Source organism: Candidatus Palauibacter australiensis (genome assembly GCA_026705295.1).
Lineage (GTDB): Bacteria > Gemmatimonadota > Gemmatimonadetes > Palauibacterales > Palauibacteraceae > Palauibacter > Palauibacter australiensis.
In genome coordinates this window covers 1-16,201 of record JAPPBA010000136.1, presented here as the reverse complement: position 1 = coordinate 16,201, position 16,201 = coordinate 1, and the positions used below count along the sequence as shown (strand labels likewise).

The following is a 16,201-nucleotide window of genomic DNA, read 5'->3' as shown; positions in this document are numbered from 1 at the left end:
GGATCGACTCTCTGCCATAGGGTCGTGATCCCGCTCGGAGGCTGACGAAGCCCCTGCGGCGGCTTGCCGACTAGCGGAAGGATCCCCGCAGGGCTTCGAGCGACAGAACCCTGCGCACGAGTTCGGTCTGCCTGCGGACTCCGAGCTTGCGGTAGACCCGCTTCAGGTGTGTGCGCACGATGCTCTCCGCGCACCCCAGTTCGGCCGCGACGCCGGCTGGCGTCTGGCCGGTCGCCACCGCCACCGCCACACGGCTCTCCGCAGGCGTCAACCCCCAGGCCATCGCCGGCAAGCCGGGATCCACCCGGGGACGGGCGATCGGGTCGACGATCAGCGCCAGCGCGCCGACCTCCCACGAACGAGCGTCCGTACCCGTCTTCTGGACGGGGTGGATTTCAAGGACCAGCGGCGTCCCGGCACGGCGGCGCGTGATCTTCATCGTGCCGCCGGCCCCCCGGGCGCCGTAAACGGGCAGCGCGCGCGCGAGCAGGTGCTGCAGTTCCGCGTGCTCCGTCTGAGTTCCGACCGCGAGCACGCCGCCCTCGTCGCGGAGCTCGTCGCGTTTCGCCAGGACGGCCCGGGCCCGGTCGTTCGCCTCCAGGATGCGTCCGCGGCGGTCCAGCTGGATGACCCCCGACCGCCCGCTTTCCAGTAGCTCGGCAAGCGACGCGCCCAGCGCCCTGGCATCGGCCAGCGCACGACGGATGCGCGCGAACTGGCGCAGATGAGGCGCGAGTCGGCGGATGGCCCGGATCTGATCCTGCCCCCAGCCTCCCCGTTCGACGGAGTCGCCGATGGACCAGACGACGCCGCAGCCGTCCAGCCCGTCGAGCGCGAGGAAGAGCCCGTCCTGCGACTTCGCGATGTGCCGGAACTCGTTGTACGCGGGAGACGTCTCCTTCTCCCGGTCGGTATAGAGTTCCGACCGGTAGACGAAATCGCCGTCGCCGAGTGCGTAGAGCCGCGGAATCGCTTCATCGCGCCAGTAGCAGTCGCGAAAATACAGGAGCTCCAGGTCCATCCGGTGTTCCGCGCCGACGAAGAACCGGTTGAAGAAGATCTCGGGCTCGGTCTGGCACGGATCCGCGAACGTCAGGCCGTGGCCGCTGATCCGGAGCAGGTCGTTGATCGCCCCGGCCGCCGAGACCCACGCCCCATCGTCCAGCGCGGCGCCGTACAACGACGCCACGGTGCGCTCGAACCTGTCCTGCGAATCAATTTTCCGTCTTCCCGTCCTCTCCATTCCGGCGGCTCCCAGAATGGGCCATGGGGCGTCCACGGAACACCACCAATTTTGGGAGAGAAAACGCGGCGTGGAACAAGCTGCGCCACGGCCGGAATCCGGCTGGTCGCATAACTACTACGCCGCATAACTACTTCGGTCGTCGTGACGACACTTTGTGGTGCTCGTTGCCCGCACCGGGTCCGGCCGAGAAGTTGCGGCATGGAACACGTTCCGCTCCCGCAGGAGGGGCTCGCGGCCGTCGTGAAGCGCGACTGTCCCACGTGCCGGCTGGTCGAACCCGTGCTCGAACGGCTCGCGAGCCGTCCCGGAGGGCTCGCCGTCTTCAGCCAGGACGATCCGGACTTTCCCGCGGCGCTTTCCGGTGTGGTCGACGACACGGAACTCGAACACTCCTTCCGCCTCGGGATCGAGACGGTCCCCACGCTCGTGCGCTTCGAGGACGGGAAGGAGGCGGGCCGCGTGGTGGGCTGGAACCGGGCCGAGTGGCGCGAGCTGACGTCGACGCCGGATCTGGGCGCGGAACTGCCCGAGCTCCGGCCGGGCTGCGGTTCGCGGTCCGTCGAACCCGGCGCGGCGGAGCGGCTGCGGGCGCGCTTCGGGGAGACCGGCATCGAAGCGCGGCAGGTGGCGCTGGAACCGCATGCGGACGCCCTGGAGGCATGCTTCGAGCGCGGGTGGACGGACGGGCTGCCCGTCGTTCCGCCGACCCCGGAGCGGATCCTGCGCATGCTCGCGGGCACGCCCCGGGCTGCGGACGAGGTCGTGGGGGCCGTGCCGCCGGACTACGCGGAGTGCACGGTGGAAAAGGTCGCGATCAACGCCGTGCTCGCCGGCTGCAAGCCGGAGTACATGCCGGTCCTGCTCGCGGCGCTCGAGGCGGCGCTCGACCCCGGCTTCACGCTGCACGGGATCCTGTGCAGCACGTGCTTCACGTCTCCTCTCATCATCGTCAACGGCCCCGTCGCCCGCCGCATCGGGATGAACGCGGGACTCAACGTCCTCGGCCAGGGAAACCGCGCCAACGCGACCATCGGGCGCGCCCTCAACCTGATCGTGCGCAACGTGGGCGGCGGCCGCCCCGGCGAGATCGACCGCGCGACCTTCGGCGCGCCGAGCAAGTACACGTTCTGTTTCGCGGAGGACGAATCGGACGAGGAGTGGGAGCCGCTCGCGGTTTCGCGCGGCCTCCCGCGCGGGGCCAGCGCCGTCACCCTCTTCCAGGGCGAGGGCGTGCAGGGGATCATGGACCAGCGCTCGCGCACGCCGGAGGAGCTGACCGCGTCCCTGGCCGCGTGCCTGCTGGCCGTTTGCCACCCGAAGATCTGCGAGTGGGCGCACGCGGTGCTCCTCCTCTCCCCCGAGCATTACGGCATCTACCGGGAAGCGGGCTGGGGCCGGGCGCGGATCACCGAGGCGCTGCTCGAGGCGACGACGCGGCCGCTGAGCGAGGTGGCGCGCGGCGCGGGAGGCCTCGCGGAGGGCGTGCCGGACTCGGAGGCGCGCCGCCGGGTGCCCAAGTTCCCGCCCGGGGGACTGCTCCTCGCCCGGGCCGGCGGCGCGGCCGGACTGTACTCCGCCATCCTGGCCGGCTGGCCCGGCGGCCGCGCCTGGCAGCACTCACACCCCATCACCAGAGAGATCGAGACATGACCGCTTCGACTCCGGCGAGCCCGGCAACCCCGGCGGCGCGAACGACCGTCCTGCACGACCCCACTTCCGAACTCGCCTCCGAGATGCGCCCTCGACGCACGCCTCCCCCATCTCTCGAAGGACGCGTGGTCGCGCTCCAGGGGATCGGCAAGCAGCGCAGCGACGAGTTCCTCGACCACGTGAAGGCGCGCCTCGAAGCGCGAGGCATCGCGACGATCCGCACGGACAAGCCGACGAACGCGCGGCGGGCGCCGACCGGGTTGCTGCAGAGGATCGCCACGGAGGCCGATGTGGTGGTGCAGGCCTTAGCCGACTGAGGGTCCTGCACGTCGTGCGGTCTGCACGACCTCAGAGACCTCGACGAACGCGGGATCCCCGGCTGCTTCGTCGTCACGACGGAGTTCGAGGAGGCCGCGCGCAGCCAGTCGCGCTCGCTCGGCTTCGAGCCCGGCATCGTCTGGGTCCCGCACCCGATCCAGAACCGCACCGCGGCGGAACTCGAATCGCTGGCGGACGAGGCGATCGACCCGATCCTCGCCATGATCACGGCGCCGGACTGACGCCTCGAGGCCGGGGGCACGGCGGGCGCCGGACTTGCTCGCGACGCCGAAAACGGCCCAATTGGCAGCAGCCGGACCGGTAAGAACCAGCCAGGAGGCCGCATGCCTACCCGCCGACGATTCCTCGCCCGCCTCGGGGGCTCCGCCGCTGCAGCCGGAGCCATGACCGTCGTTCCCACGAAGTGGAGCACCGCAGTCGCGGCGGCCCGCGACCTGTCCCGCACGCCCGGCTCCCCGGAGGAGATCGCGCGGGACGAGGAGTTCTGGATCGAGATCCAGAAGGCGTTCACCACCGACCGTTCCCTCGTCAACCTCAACAACGGAGGCGTGAGCCCGACGCCCGCCCACGTGCTCGAGGCGATGAAGCGGGACCTCGACTTCGCGAACCAGATCCCGGTCTACAACGGGTGGCAGATCCTCGAGCCGCAGCGGGAGGGCGTCCGCGCCCGGCTCGCCCGGCAGTGGGACGTGGACCCCGAGGAAGTCGCGATCACGCGCAACGCGTCCGAGGGCCTCCAGATCCTCCAGAACGGGTATGACCTGGAGCGCGGCGACGAAGTCGTGACGACGACCCAGGACTACGGGCGCATGATCACGACCTTCCAGCAGCGCGAGCGCCGCGAGGGGATCGTCATGAAGCAGTTCAAGATCCCGGTCCCGGCCGAGGATCCAGCCGAAATCGTGCGGCTGTTCGAGGAGCAGATCACCGACCGCACGCGGCTCATCCTGATGTGCCACATGATCAACATCACCGGACAGATCCTCCCCGTGCGCGAGGTCGTGGAGATGGCGCGCGGCTACGGCATCCCCGTCCTCGTCGACGGCGCACATTCACTTGCACATCACGACTTTACCCTCTCCGAGTTGAACTGCGACAACTACGCCGTCAGCCTGCACAAGTGGCTGCACGCCCCGGTCGGCACCGGACTCCTCTACGTGAGGCGGGAGAAGATCCCCGAGATCTGGCCGCTGCAGGCCGCGGCGGAAAGCCGCGACGACGACATCCGGAAGTTCGAGGCGATCGGCACCCACCCGGAGGCCAACTTCCTCGCCATCGGCGAAGCGCTCACCTTCCACCAGCTCGTCGGCGGCGAGCGCAAGGAGGCGCGTCTCGTCCACCTGCGGAACTACTGGGCCGAGCAACTCCTAGAGCACGACCGCGTGCGGCTCAACACGAGCCTCAAGCCGGGCTTCGCGTGCGGGATCGCCAACGTCCAGGTCGAGGGCATCGACACGAGCGCGCTCCGCAACTGGCTGTGGAACGAGCACCGGATCTTCACGGTCGGCATCAACCACGCGGAGTTCACGGGGCTCCGCATCTCGCCGTCCACCTATACGACGCTCGAGGAACTCGACCGCTTCGTCGACGCGATGACCCGCGCGGTGAAGCACGGCATCCCCGCCTGACGGATCGCCTCTTGATACCACCTTGATCGGGAGGCGGAGGTTCGCGTGGATGGAGGCCGCGGCCAGGGCGCCGCAGGCCACGCGAGACCTTCAACGGGGAGTCGTCAAGGGATGGAGCTGTACGTGATCATCGGACTCGTAACCCTATGGTTGACCATCGTCGTCGTGGGATTGGCGGTGGCCGGCCGTACGCGCAAGCTCGAAGAGAAGATCGACCGCACGAGCGGCGAGCTGCGGGACGAGCTTCGGAGCGAGATCCAGGGCGTGCGCGGGGAGATCGGGACCTTGCGCGCGAGCGTGAACGAGGAGATCGGGAGCGTGCGCGAGGAGATCGGGAGCCTGCGCGCGAGCGTGAACGAGGAGATCGGGAGCCTGCGCGCGAGCGTGCGCGAGGAGATCGCGAGCGTTCGCGAGGAACTTGGTGGCCGCATCGACGCGGTCGTTGCGGAGCTGACCAGGACGCGCATGGCGGTGGCCCGATTGGAGGGTTCCGTGCTCGGCATCGCACCACCCGACACCGGCACGGATACGGCGTGATCTCGAGCAATGCGCCGCGGTGGCCGAAGAGATCGAGGGCGGACGGCGGCGAACCGTCCCCAACGTTCCCGCGGGAACGCCCCGATTCGCGGTAAACCGGGGCAGCAACTCGACGCGTGCAACGCGTGCGGCGTTCGCCGGAAACGATTCCGTCCTGTGACACCGACCCAACCTGTAAACCAGAGAGGGAGATCTCATGACCGAGACCTTTGACATGGCCTTGATTCAGCGCGGGGCCCGGCTCCGCCGCTCGCCGTACTTCGAGGCCACCCTCCGCGATGGATGCCGGAGTTATACGGTCTACAACCACATGTTCCTCCCGACGCGCTATGACGACCTGCACGCGGAGTACGAGAAGCTCCTGACCGGCGTCACGGTGTGGGACGTGAGCGTCGAGCGGCAGGTGGAGATCACCGGGCCGGACGCCTTCGAGTTCACGAACCTGCTCACGCCCCGCGACCTCTCGAAGTGCGCCGTCGGGCAGGGCAAGTACGTCCTCATCGGCGCCGAGGACGGGGGCATCGTGAACGACCCCGTGCTGCTGCGCCTGGGCGAGAACCACTTCTGGCTCGCGCTGGCGGACAGCGACGTGCTGCTGTACGCGAAGGGGGTCGCGCTCAACGCCGGCCTCGACGTCGAGATCTGCGAGCCGGACGTCTCGCCCATGCAGGTGCAGGGCCCGAAGTCGAAGGAGGTCGTGCGCAGGCTCTTCGGGGAAGACGTCCTGAAGCTCCGCTACTACTGGTTCCTGGAGACGGATGTGGACGGGATCCCGGTGGTCGTGACTCGCACGGGGTGGAGCGGCGAGGTCGGCTACGAGATCTACCTGAGGGACGGAAGCCGGGGGGTCGAACTCTGGGACCGCGTGCTGGAGGCGGGCCGCGACCTGGGCATCTCTCCCACCGGTCCGTCGGACATCCGCCGCATCGAAGCCGGCATCCTCAACTACGGCATCGACATGACGCTGGACACGAACCCCTGGGAGGTCGGGCTCGGATGGCAGGTCGACTTCGATCAGGAGGGCGACTTCATCGGCCGCGAGGCGCTGGCCCGGATCGCCGAAGAGGGGCCCCGGCGGCTCCTCGCCGGCATCGAAATCTCCGGCGCGCCGCTCGACTTGAACATGCACCGCTGGCCCGTGCGCGCAGGCGGAGGCGTGAACGGGGAGGGCGGCGCGATCGGATTCGTCACGTCCGCCGTGTATTCGCCGCGTCTCGGGAAGAACATCGGTTACGCCTTCGTACCGACCGCCTACGGAGAGATGGGCTCACGGTTGAGCGTGACGACGCCTAACGGAGAGCGGAACGCCACGGTGGTGCCCCGGCCCTTCGTGGATCCCCGCAAGGAGATCCCGAAGTCCTAGTGTAGCGACGCGACGTAGCGCGCGCCGCGACCCACCGGGTCCGTCAGCGCCTCATCCCCAGGAGGGAGGGTATCGCGCGCCCGAACCATCGTCCGATCGCGCTCACCGGTACGGAAACGCCCACCGTCGTGGACGTCTGTGGCGGGTCCGTGCCCGGCGCGTCGCCGGCGTCGCCTCCCCCGACCCCCGCCGCGGCGGCAGCCAGGGCCGCCGTTCCGGCCGCGATCCCGGCCCCGAGCAGGACGCTCTTCGTCGTCGAGAATTCGCGCACCTCGATGCTCGTCACACCGTCCCGGGCCACGCGAAGCGTGTCGTACTGCACGACGTCCTGGAACAGGCCGAGAGTGTGCCGCGTGCTCGCTTCAAACTCGATCGTGTCTCCCACGCTGATGACCTTACCCTCGACCGCGACCGTCCCGGTAGGCGAGTTGGGATCGACGATCGCGGACTGGATCGGCACGCGCAGCCTGGCCACCGCGCCGACGGGCGCGTCGTCGACAAGTCGGTAGGAGTAGCAACCCGGCGCGGTGAGCACGACCCCGAGCAAAGCGACGAGCCAATGTCGCCGCGCTCTAGCGCTCGGCAAGAGATCAGAACGCAACATCGAGGTCTCGCGTCAGGAGTTGGTTGAACGAGTAGACGAAGTGCCACGGTTCGTCGGGGAATATCCCGCCGGATTCGTCCACGAGACCACGGTCGTCGACGTTCACGATGACGCGGACGGAGAGAGTATCCCCATCCAGGGACTCCGCCTGGACGAGCCAGCGCCGATCGATGGAGATATTCATCGTTCTCTGGAAGGGGATTTCGTGAATCACCGTGTCGGCCCGGGCCACCTGCACCCGCGTCACCCCAAACTCGTTGAGGCCGGCCACGAACTGGGTGGAGTAGATCGCCCGGACCCGGTCGCCCGCCTCGCCCCGCATCTCGAAATAGATGTTCTCGGGCGTCGGGTCATCGAAAATCTCCGAACACCCGCCAAGGGCGATCGCGGCCAGCAGGAGCGGCAGTCGAACGTAGGGGGCGGCAGAGGCGGCGGGTGCGAACCGCCGCCTCCCCCCTGACCTCAACCTCCGCAACCCAGTCCGTTCAGGTGGCAGTTCGCCCGCAGCTCGATGATCGAAATCGGGAGCATCGTGCCCGGCGCATTGGACGCGGCGGCGGCGCCCTGCCACTTGGGATCGGTGAGTCCCCACCTGTACATGTCCGCCAGGCGCAGGCCCTGCAGCAGCACGTTCACCCGGCGCGTATGCTGGAGCATCTCCATCTCGGAGATCTGACCCGAGTACGGCGTCAGGTCGTCCAGCGCGCGGATGTGATTGATGTGCATGGCGAAGCCGTTGGAATCCCCGCCCGCCAACGCGTTTTCGGCCAGAATCAGGTGCATCATCCGGGCCGAGGCGAGCGTCAAGGGCGGATAGACCCCGCCCTTGTCGAGATAGCTGCCGCCCTTCCACTGATTCAGCCACTTGATGACGGCCGGATCGTCGACGTTATCGATGGGGTCCTGGAGCGCGATGCCGTTGATGTCGTTCTGGTCGTCGACCGTGGCGATCGAGAGGTCGATCTGGTTCTCCTTGCGGTCGTTGACCCAGGACGCCATCGAGTTGGTTACGCTGGCGGCGGAGAACGTCAGGTTGTGCGTCCAGTCCGGCTGGACGGTCGCCAGAACCGCGCTTGCGTCCATGCCGGCGTCGGCCGAAGACACCAGCCCGTTGCCGGATGGCGACGGGTTGATCGCATCCCATATCGCGCGGGACTGTCTGGCGCGGGCGCGGAGCGCCCTGGCCTGCGTCGCCATGTCGGTGGCCCCTACCTCGTTGAAGCCGGCGATGGCCGAAGAGAACTTGTCGATCGCGCCGTCCAGGACCTGACCCATGTTTGCCGGCCCGACCGGAGGTCCGCTCTCCGTCTTGTCGGAGAACGCGTAGTCCTCCTGGATCTCTCCGATCACCATGTAGATGATGCCGGAGTACATGTACGCGCGCGCCAGATCCGTCTTGATCGAGGTGGATGGGTTGTTGCCGTGATGCTCCTGCAGGATCTCGATGGCTTCGTCGCTCATCCACCGGGCCTGTCCCATGGCCGGGAACGGGCCATCGATGAACTCGTTCAGCGGATCATCCACGAATCCGAGATCGAGCGAGAGCCAGGCATCCCTGGAGCCGATCCAGCGCATCTCGTCGGACGCCACCAGGTACGGCTGCCAGGATTGTGAGACGGACGACGAAACGAGCGTGAGCGTTCCGTTCACCACGGCGGCCGCCGCCGCTTCCTTGCGGATGTCCTCCTCGACCAGGTCGTTGGGGTTGTTGACGTCCAGCAGATCGCCGCACCCAAGCGTGAAAGCGGCCAGGAGAGGCGTGGCCAACCAGGCCTTCATGTTTCGATTCCTCATGGTATGGTTCTCCCGCTTGGATCTAGAAAGTGACGCGCACGGACATCGTGAAGCGCCGCGGCACCGGAATGCCCCAGCCTTCCGTCGAATTCAGGAAGTTGCAGTTGAGGCCTTCGTTGCAGCGCCCGAGGACGTTGCCCTCCGGGTCCATGCCGGGGTAGTCGCCCATCATGAAGAGCAGCAGGTTGCGCACGCCCATGTTCACCGTAGCGGCCGAGAAGCCCCAGCGCTGGACGAACGTGGCCGGCACCCGGTAGCTGAGCGACAGCTCGCGCCACTGGATCCAGTCGGCGTCGTAGATCCCGTTCATGCCGCTCATCGGCGAGAGGCCCTCGACCTCATGCGCCCACGCGACCGCCGCATCGAGCCGCTCATCCGCCGACGAACCGGGGTTCAGCATCGTGGCGTACAGTTCGGCGGAGCGCGGCGTGTTGCGCCCGATGAAGTTGTTGGCGCGCCGGAACATGCCCGAGAGATCCTGCACCTGGTGACCGATCTTGTACTCCATGAGCGTCGTCAACTGGAAGTTGCCCAGGAACGCGAGGTCGAAGCCGAAGGAGCCCGCGAAGTCCGGAGTGGGGTTGCCGAGGTGCGTATCGAGCAATCCCGCCCCGCAGTTATGCGACGCCAACTCTCCGTTGGGCACTCCGAAGTCCTCGTTGCCGATCGCCAGCGGCTTGAAGCTGTTGGGATTGCGCGGCTGACTGAAGTACGCGAGCGCCTGATCGCGCGTCGGCACGACGCACTGGCCGTCGACCGGATCGAGGATGTTCAGCGGGATCGCGACATCGGCGACCTTCGCGCCGAAGAAGGCGCCCGGCGTGAATCCTTCGACCAGGTAGTTGCGGTAGCGCGGGTAGCTGCCGCCGGTCTTCAGCGGAGGCGCTCCGCCCATGTCCGTGATCTTCTCGGACAGGAAGGCCGTGTTCGCGAAGACGTTGAGCGAGATATCCCGCGCCTGGATCAGGTTGCCGCGGATACCGAACTCGACGCCGTGCGCCGACACCTCGCCGATGTTGTCGAGCTGGGTCTGCGTGAACCCGCCCGTGACCGGGAACTGGCGCGCGACCATGGCGTCGGTGACCACCCGATCCCAATAGGTCGCCTCGACCGACCACCGGTCGTTGAACAGACCCAGGTCGATCCCGAACTCCAGCTCCGTGGACACCTCGGGCTTCAACTGCTCGTTGCCGAGATTCGACGGCTGGACGCCGGGACCCACCTCGGTGCCCAGCGACGAGAAGGTCGTGAACTTGTCGAAGGCGCCCGGCTGCAGCCCGGACGTGCCGTAGGCCCCCTTGATCCGCATCGACGAGAAGACCTCGCTGTCCCACTGTTCGCTCGGGACGATCGCGAAGTTGGCCTTCGGGTAGAAGGCCGTGTTGAACGCCTCACCGAACGCCGAGTTGGCATCCCAGCGAGCGCCCACGGTCAGGAAGAGCCAGTTGTCCCAAGCGAGCTGATCCTGCACGTACCCGCCGAGCTGCGTCACCCGGAGCCAGTTTTCGAACGAGTTCTCGGAACCCAGCGCCGAAAGCGTCTCCAGGCCGGGACCGGGGAAGTCGCGTCCCTGCCCACCCGCCGACTGCGCCTGGCGCAGGAACCCCTGGCCGCCGAACAGCAGCGTGTGCTCGATCCGGCTGGTGCTGAAGACGTACGATCCCTTGACGTCGGCCGTAAGCTCGCGGCTACGGTTCTCCTGGACGTTTCGGCTCCCGTCCGGGGTCGAGCCCGAGAAGCCGTCCACGTTCCACCGATAGGGGCGGAAACTCACCGCGTCGTCGGAGGTGAAGTCGATCCCGAAGGTTCCGTTGATGTTGAACGCTTCGGTGGGCGAGAAGTCGATGTTCGTGGACCCCGCGAAGTGCTGCGAGTTCACGAAGTTCAGCTGGTAGGCGTTCTCGCGCAGCGTCGCGAACGCCGGCTGGCCGTAGTAGTTGATCTGCCCGAGTTCCGGGTCGGCGTTGGCGAGCCGCAGCTGCGACATGAGCGCCGATGAGAACACGCCGTAGATGTTGTTCGAGTTGTCGGGCGTGTGGTGCGCCATGTCCGAATAGAGCGTCGTAACGCCGATGCGCAGATCGCTGGTCGGGATCAGCGTGAAGTTGGTGTGGATCGATGCGCGGCGGTTGGTGTCGTTCTCCGGGTCCAGCCCCTCCGCCACCTCGAAGTTCCTCGCCGCGTCGTACGGCCCGTCCTCGGTGGCGAGGCGCGCGGAGGCAAAGTACTGGAACACGCTCGATCCGCCCTGGAGCGATCCGGAGTACGTCTGGCCGAATCCCGTGGTGAGCAGATCGGGGATCAGGTCGCGCTCGACCGGCTCCCAGGGCGACACGGGCTGTCCCCAGCGCGTCGACATCAGGTTGACGGCGTCCGACAGCCGCTCGGCGTCGCCGTCTCCCGTGCAGCCGGGACTCCCGCAGACCCGGCCGGCGAAGTCGGCCACCGGCAGGATGCGGTTGGTCGGCACGGAGATCCCGGTCAGGTCGCCCCGGAACGTGAAGCGCGGGCTCCCGATGGTGCCGCGCTTCGTGAAGATCTGGATCACGCCGTTCGAGGCCTCCGTCCCGTACAGCGTCGCGGCCGCGGCGCCCTTGAGGATCTCGACGCGCTCGATGGACTCGGGCGGGATGTCGTCGAGACGGGAGGGGTTCCCCTGCCCGTTGAAGTTCTGCACGGCGGAGCGGTCCACGCGGATTCCGTCCACGTAGACGATGGGCTCGTTAAGCTGCGACAACGACGCGGACCCGCGAATGCGGATGCGTGCGCCTTCGCCCGTGTAGCCCGACGAGGGCAGCGCCACCACGCCGGGTTCGCGGCCCGCGATGAGCTGGCTGAAGTCGGAGATGGGCGCGTTCTCGAGCTCCGCGGCGTCCAGGGTCGCGATCGTGTGGCCGAGCCTGCGTTTCTCGGTCGCGACACCGGTGCCCGTCACGACGATCTCGTCCATCTGGACCGCGGTGACGTTCAGGGCGAAGTCGAGCGTCGCGGTCGAGCCGGCGGTGACGGTCACGGCCTCGGAGGCCTGACGGTAGCCGACCAGGCGAACGACCACCGTCTGCTCGCCGGCGGGTACGTTGAGTAACACGAAGTCTCCGCTGGCGTTGCTGAAGGTCCCGATGCCGGTGCCTTCGATGAACACCTGCGCGGATGAAAGGGGTCGGAGGGAGCCTTCTTCGGTCACTCGGCCCGCGATGCTGCCCGCGGCCTGGCCACTCAGGCCCGGCGCGAGGCAGGCGAGCGCAACCAAGCCCACTCCCCATGCACCGATGGTGCGAGAGGCAAATCGTTTCATTCGGCGCTCCTTGCGCTGGAGGGGATGGAAGCGACCGAATGATCCGCTCCCGATTCCGCCAAACTCGTTCCACGATTTATAGGTCCAGATGCACCCGCCGTAAAGGCCCCCCCTATAAGAGGAGAAGCCGGGTCAGCCGGTTGCGCCGTCAGGCGGTCGCGAGGTGGTCGCCGAGTTCGCCGAGTTCGTGTTCCCAGCCGGCGACGTTGTCCTGGCGGTCGCTCTCGGTTCGGAAACCGCTCTCGACCAGGCGCAGGATCGTCCCGCCGCCTTCGCGTTCGGTGAGCGTCCATTCGACGACCGTCGTGTAGCCGCCCTCGAGCGGGGTCTCAGGCTGCCGGGCCCAGCGCCACACGAGTCGGCGCCCGGCCTCTATCCACTCGATCGCGATGGCGTACCGCCCGTGGTTGTCCCACACCAGCCAGCCCTGCGACCCCTCTCGCGGCGCGAGTCCCTCCACCCGGTCCGGGAACCACGAGCCCAGGCCGGCGGGGTCGGCAAGCGCCACCCACACACGGGCGGGCGAGGCGTCCAGCTCGATCGTCCGGTTGATCGCATCAGGTGGCGTTGGATTGCTGGTCATGGCACGTGGGGCTCCGGGTGTGCAGCGCAAGGTACATGAAACACCCCACCTCGGCTCCATTGACGGTCGTAACGCACGACGAATACCGTCCTCGCGCGATGAAGACACTGAGAAGACACTGACAGGAATGATGGGACGGCGTCTGTCGGCCGGATGCCGCAGCCTCGCGGCAGTGCCGCTCCTCACGGCGGCGGCGTGCGGAAGCGACGTCGGAGACGCTTCGGGCGTCGTGCTCGCACGACACGTCCATACGGACCTCTACGATGCCTACCCGGGCATTCCGTCGCCCGCCGGCGATCGAATCGTATTCGCCGACTATGCCGCGGACAAGCGATCGCTGACGGTCTACGACGTGGCGACGGGGGTCGGCCGCGCGCTGACGAGGACGCCGGGGGGACGGACGCGGGTGACCTGGTCGCCCGACGGTTCGCGCGTCGTGTACGTCGACCGCCAGTCCGACCGTCACGGAGTCTGGACGCTGGACCCGATCACCGGCCGGGAGTCGCGCATCGTGGACCCCGGCGACGCCCGCATCGACTATCCGAGATTGCTGGCCGACGGGACCGTGACGGCGCTTCGCTACGCGGGCGCCGATACCGCGTGGGTCGCGTATGCGCCGGGAGTCGAGCGCGCAATCTCGGTCGTCGTCGACCGGGCCGGCGGCTGGGTCGCGCCCGTGCGATCGCCCGATGGGCGCTCCGTCGCATACCTTCGCGCCGCGGGTAGACGCGCGGATCTCGCCGTGACGGAGATCGCGACGGGCGAGACGCGCACGCTCGCCTCCGACCTCCGGCTCGGATGGGACCGCCGCGTGGAGTGGTCCTCCACGGACCGGTCGCTCCATCTCGCGGCAGCCGGGGTCGACGACTCGCTCTTTGTCGCCTGGCGCGTGCCGGTGGACGGAGGCCCGACCGAACGGCTGGAGCACAGCGGCCGTGACGTGCTCGCGGTCACGCCGCTCGCCGACGGGCGCGTCGCCCTCAGCGTGTACCATACGCGCACCGCGGTGGGCCTCGTGCCTGTGACCGGAGGGGAACCCACGGACGTGACCACGACAGGTTCCACGAGCGCCTTTCTGCCCTCCTGGCACCCCGGCGGGCGGGCGCTGGGATTCATCACCTTCTCCTGGCGGCGCGTCCGCATGCCCATCGACTTCGACCTCGGCGTCCTTGACCTCGATGCGCAGGGCGCCCCGGCCGGCACCGCCCGAACGCTCCTCTCGGAGGAGGGCGAAGACTACGGAGCCGCGTGGTCGCCCGACGACCGGTGGCTCGCCTTCCACTCGCACATGGAGCAGAGCGACGACATCTGGCTCGTCCCGGTCGGCGGGAGCGAGCGACCCACACGACTCACGCACTTCGGGCCGGGCGCGGACACCGGCGAGCCGGATTGGAGCCCGGACGGGCGGGCGCTCGCCTTCAGCAGCCACGGCCCGCCGCTCGAGGGGAATCCGGGGTCCGTGTACACGGTCGCCGTCGATCCCGCCACGGGGCGCGCGGTCGCCGACCCCGTCCGAGTCCCGCTCGACGCGTTCCAGGGTTATGCCATGGGAGCCCGTTTCTCGCCGGACGGCGAGCGGCTGGCCTTCTACGGACGCTCGCTCGAGGACGGACGCGTCACCGTCTACACGGTGCCGGCCGCAGGAGGAGCCCCCACGGCCGTGGTCTCCTTTGTTAATGGCGAACCGTACAGCGCGCCCGAGTGGAGCGCCGACGGCATGTCGCTCTTCTACTCGCGCAACGACGGGGTCGGGCCCTTCCAGGTATGGAGGGTGGACATCTCTACCGGCGCGACCGGACAGGTGACGACCGGCGCCCTCGGCGCACTCCAGCCGAGCGTAAGCCCCGACGGACGCACGCTAGCGGTCACGATGCGCGAGGCCGCCATCGAGGTCGTCGCACTCACCACCGGAAGCGCAGGCGCCAACTCGGACGGAGGGTCCTGAACGACGCCCGTCTTGTGTTCCAGCTCTTTGGGCCGTCGACAACTTTGCCGTTCCGAAGCCATCCTCGGTGTTCGGATGGGCGGCGCGGATTTCGTCATGCTTCCGGACGTCAGCCGCTACCGGGGCAGATCAATGGCGTATACTTCGACGAACTCTTCTCCGAGTTCGCTCGTGCGGAGGACGGCGATGCGGTCCGCGGCCACATCGAGCAACTCGTGGCTGGCGCTGGGAATCGTGGTCTCAAGCTCAACCGGAGCCCAGCCGCTGACGCCGGTCTCTCTGACTTTCAGCAACTCCGGGCGATAGACGGGAAGGCTGAGGCGGCCGAGCGGGACGCCGTCGCGCCGGAGGACGGTCCAGTTCCGCTCCGCGTCGTCGAGGTCGGCGTAGCCGCCGATCCATATCGCGCCATCGGCAGCCACCTTCAGCGCACCGAAGGCAGGATAGGTGTCCCGCACGGTCGACTGCTCCAGCGTTCGGCGCTGAGCCGGACGCACCGCCTCCGGGTAGAGGTCGAGAACGAGTTCGGTCCAGGCTTCCTTTTCCCCGGAGGTGACCCGGCGGGGCGAATGGCCACCGCGGATCCGGGTCAGCGGTGTCGATGATTCGTACAGGGTAACGTCGAGCGAATCCGTCGTGGCGATCGCCGCGTGGCGGCCGCGCCCCGCATACAGCGCCGTGGCGGCGAACCCGACCTCGATCATCCGATCGGGTGTCACATGGCGCTGCTTGCCAGCCCACCGACCCAGGGTGTCCACGACCGCGCCCGCATCGTCGATCAGCACGAGAAAAAGTGGGCCTCGCTGTAACCCCAGGGGGCGGAAGGGACGCGTCTCGACCACGGCGAGGAATTCACCGCTCGCGAGGCCAACCAGCGGGACAAGAGCCTCGGTCACCTCGACACGCCGGACCCCGGTCGCGCTTCCCGCCGCGTCCAGGAAGGTGATTCGTCGCAGGCGATCGTCGAACACGGTGAGAGTTCCCTCCGCGTCGACCCCGATCCAGGCGATGTCGACATACTCTCCAGGCCCCTCTCCCTGGCGGCCTCTTCGTTCCAGGAGGCTCCCTTGTTGATCGAGGAGGAGGACCTGAGATGACCCCGCGTTCGCGACTGCGAGCAACGAATCCGTAAGGAACACCGCTCCCGTCACCCGGTAGAGCTCGAGGTCCGCCAGGGTGGAGTGGAGCAGCCGCCGGTTCAGTTCCGGAAGGTCGAG

General features: G+C 68.1%; 13 protein-coding genes. 6 read left to right on the top strand and 7 right to left on the bottom strand.

Going from position 1 to position 16,201, the window contains the following annotated elements; genetic code table 11:
- Positions 1-70: 70 nt before the first annotated feature.
- Positions 71-1,243: a LuxR C-terminal-related transcriptional regulator gene (locus tag OXN85_11085; protein ID MCY3600496.1), complete on the bottom strand. Its 1,173-nt coding sequence runs from the start codon at positions 1,241-1,243 to the stop codon at positions 71-73.
- Between the two features lie 201 nt (positions 1,244-1,444).
- Here OXN85_11085 and OXN85_11080 point away from each other — a divergent pair, with 201 nt between their 5' ends.
- The 5 genes from OXN85_11080 to OXN85_11060 all read left to right on the top strand — a co-directional run bounded on the left by OXN85_11080 (position 1,445) and on the right by OXN85_11060 (position 6,763).
- Positions 1,445-2,896, top strand: coding sequence for a thioredoxin family protein (locus OXN85_11080; GenBank protein MCY3600495.1), 1,452 nt, complete (start codon positions 1,445-1,447; stop codon positions 2,894-2,896).
- Positions 2,893-3,213 carry a hypothetical protein gene (locus OXN85_11075; protein MCY3600494.1) on the top strand — a complete coding sequence of 107 codons (321 nt, stop codon included), beginning with the start codon at positions 2,893-2,895 and terminating at the stop codon, positions 3,211-3,213. The genes OXN85_11080 and OXN85_11075 overlap by 4 nt, the downstream gene beginning before the upstream one ends.
- 345 nt (positions 3,214-3,558) lie before the next feature.
- Positions 3,559-4,863 (top strand): aminotransferase class V-fold PLP-dependent enzyme, encoded by a 1,305-nt coding sequence (locus OXN85_11070; protein ID MCY3600493.1) that lies wholly within the window; start codon positions 3,559-3,561, stop codon positions 4,861-4,863.
- Positions 4,864-4,974: 111 nt separating this feature from the next.
- Positions 4,975-5,400, top strand: a complete 426-nt coding sequence (locus OXN85_11065; protein MCY3600492.1) for a hypothetical protein — start codon at positions 4,975-4,977, stop codon at positions 5,398-5,400.
- Between the two features lie 196 nt (positions 5,401-5,596).
- The gene (locus OXN85_11060; protein MCY3600491.1) at positions 5,597-6,763 is read left to right on the top strand and encodes a glycine cleavage system protein T; all 1,167 of its coding nucleotides are present in this window, start codon (positions 5,597-5,599) and stop codon (positions 6,761-6,763) included.
- Positions 6,764-6,806: 43 nt separating this feature from the next.
- On the opposite strand, the gene OXN85_11055 is transcribed toward OXN85_11060, so the two are convergent.
- From OXN85_11055 to OXN85_11035, 5 genes are all read right to left on the bottom strand, one after another.
- Positions 6,807-7,349 carry a hypothetical protein gene (locus tag OXN85_11055; GenBank protein ID MCY3600490.1) on the bottom strand — a complete coding sequence of 181 codons (543 nt, stop codon included), beginning with the start codon at positions 7,347-7,349 and terminating at the stop codon, positions 6,807-6,809.
- A 4-nt stretch (positions 7,350-7,353) separates the two neighbouring features.
- On the bottom strand, positions 7,354-7,833 hold the full coding sequence (locus tag OXN85_11050) for a hypothetical protein (protein ID MCY3600489.1): 480 nt from the start codon (positions 7,831-7,833) through the stop codon (positions 7,354-7,356).
- A complete protein-coding gene (locus OXN85_11045) occupies positions 7,830-9,161 on the bottom strand; it encodes a hypothetical protein (protein ID MCY3600488.1) in 1,332 nt (443 codons plus the stop codon). Before OXN85_11045 ends, OXN85_11050 begins: the two co-directional genes overlap by 4 nt.
- Positions 9,162-9,183: 22 nt before the next feature.
- A complete protein-coding gene (locus OXN85_11040) occupies positions 9,184-12,456 on the bottom strand; it encodes a SusC/RagA family TonB-linked outer membrane protein (protein ID MCY3600487.1) in 3,273 nt (1,090 codons plus the stop codon).
- 148 nt (positions 12,457-12,604) lie between these two features.
- The gene (locus OXN85_11035) at positions 12,605-13,039 is read right to left on the bottom strand and encodes an SRPBCC domain-containing protein (protein ID MCY3600486.1); all 435 of its coding nucleotides are present in this window, start codon (positions 13,037-13,039) and stop codon (positions 12,605-12,607) included.
- 127 nt (positions 13,040-13,166) lie between these two features.
- On the opposite strand from OXN85_11035, the gene OXN85_11030 reads away from it, so the two are divergent.
- Entirely contained in the window at positions 13,167-14,984 is a 1,818-nt protein-coding gene (locus tag OXN85_11030) for a hypothetical protein (protein MCY3600485.1), read from the top strand.
- A 116-nt stretch (positions 14,985-15,100) separates the two neighbouring features.
- On the opposite strand, the gene OXN85_11025 is transcribed toward OXN85_11030, so the two are convergent.
- On the bottom strand, positions 15,101-16,201 hold a 1,101-nt coding region (locus tag OXN85_11025; protein ID MCY3600484.1), incomplete at its 5' end, for a 6-bladed beta-propeller.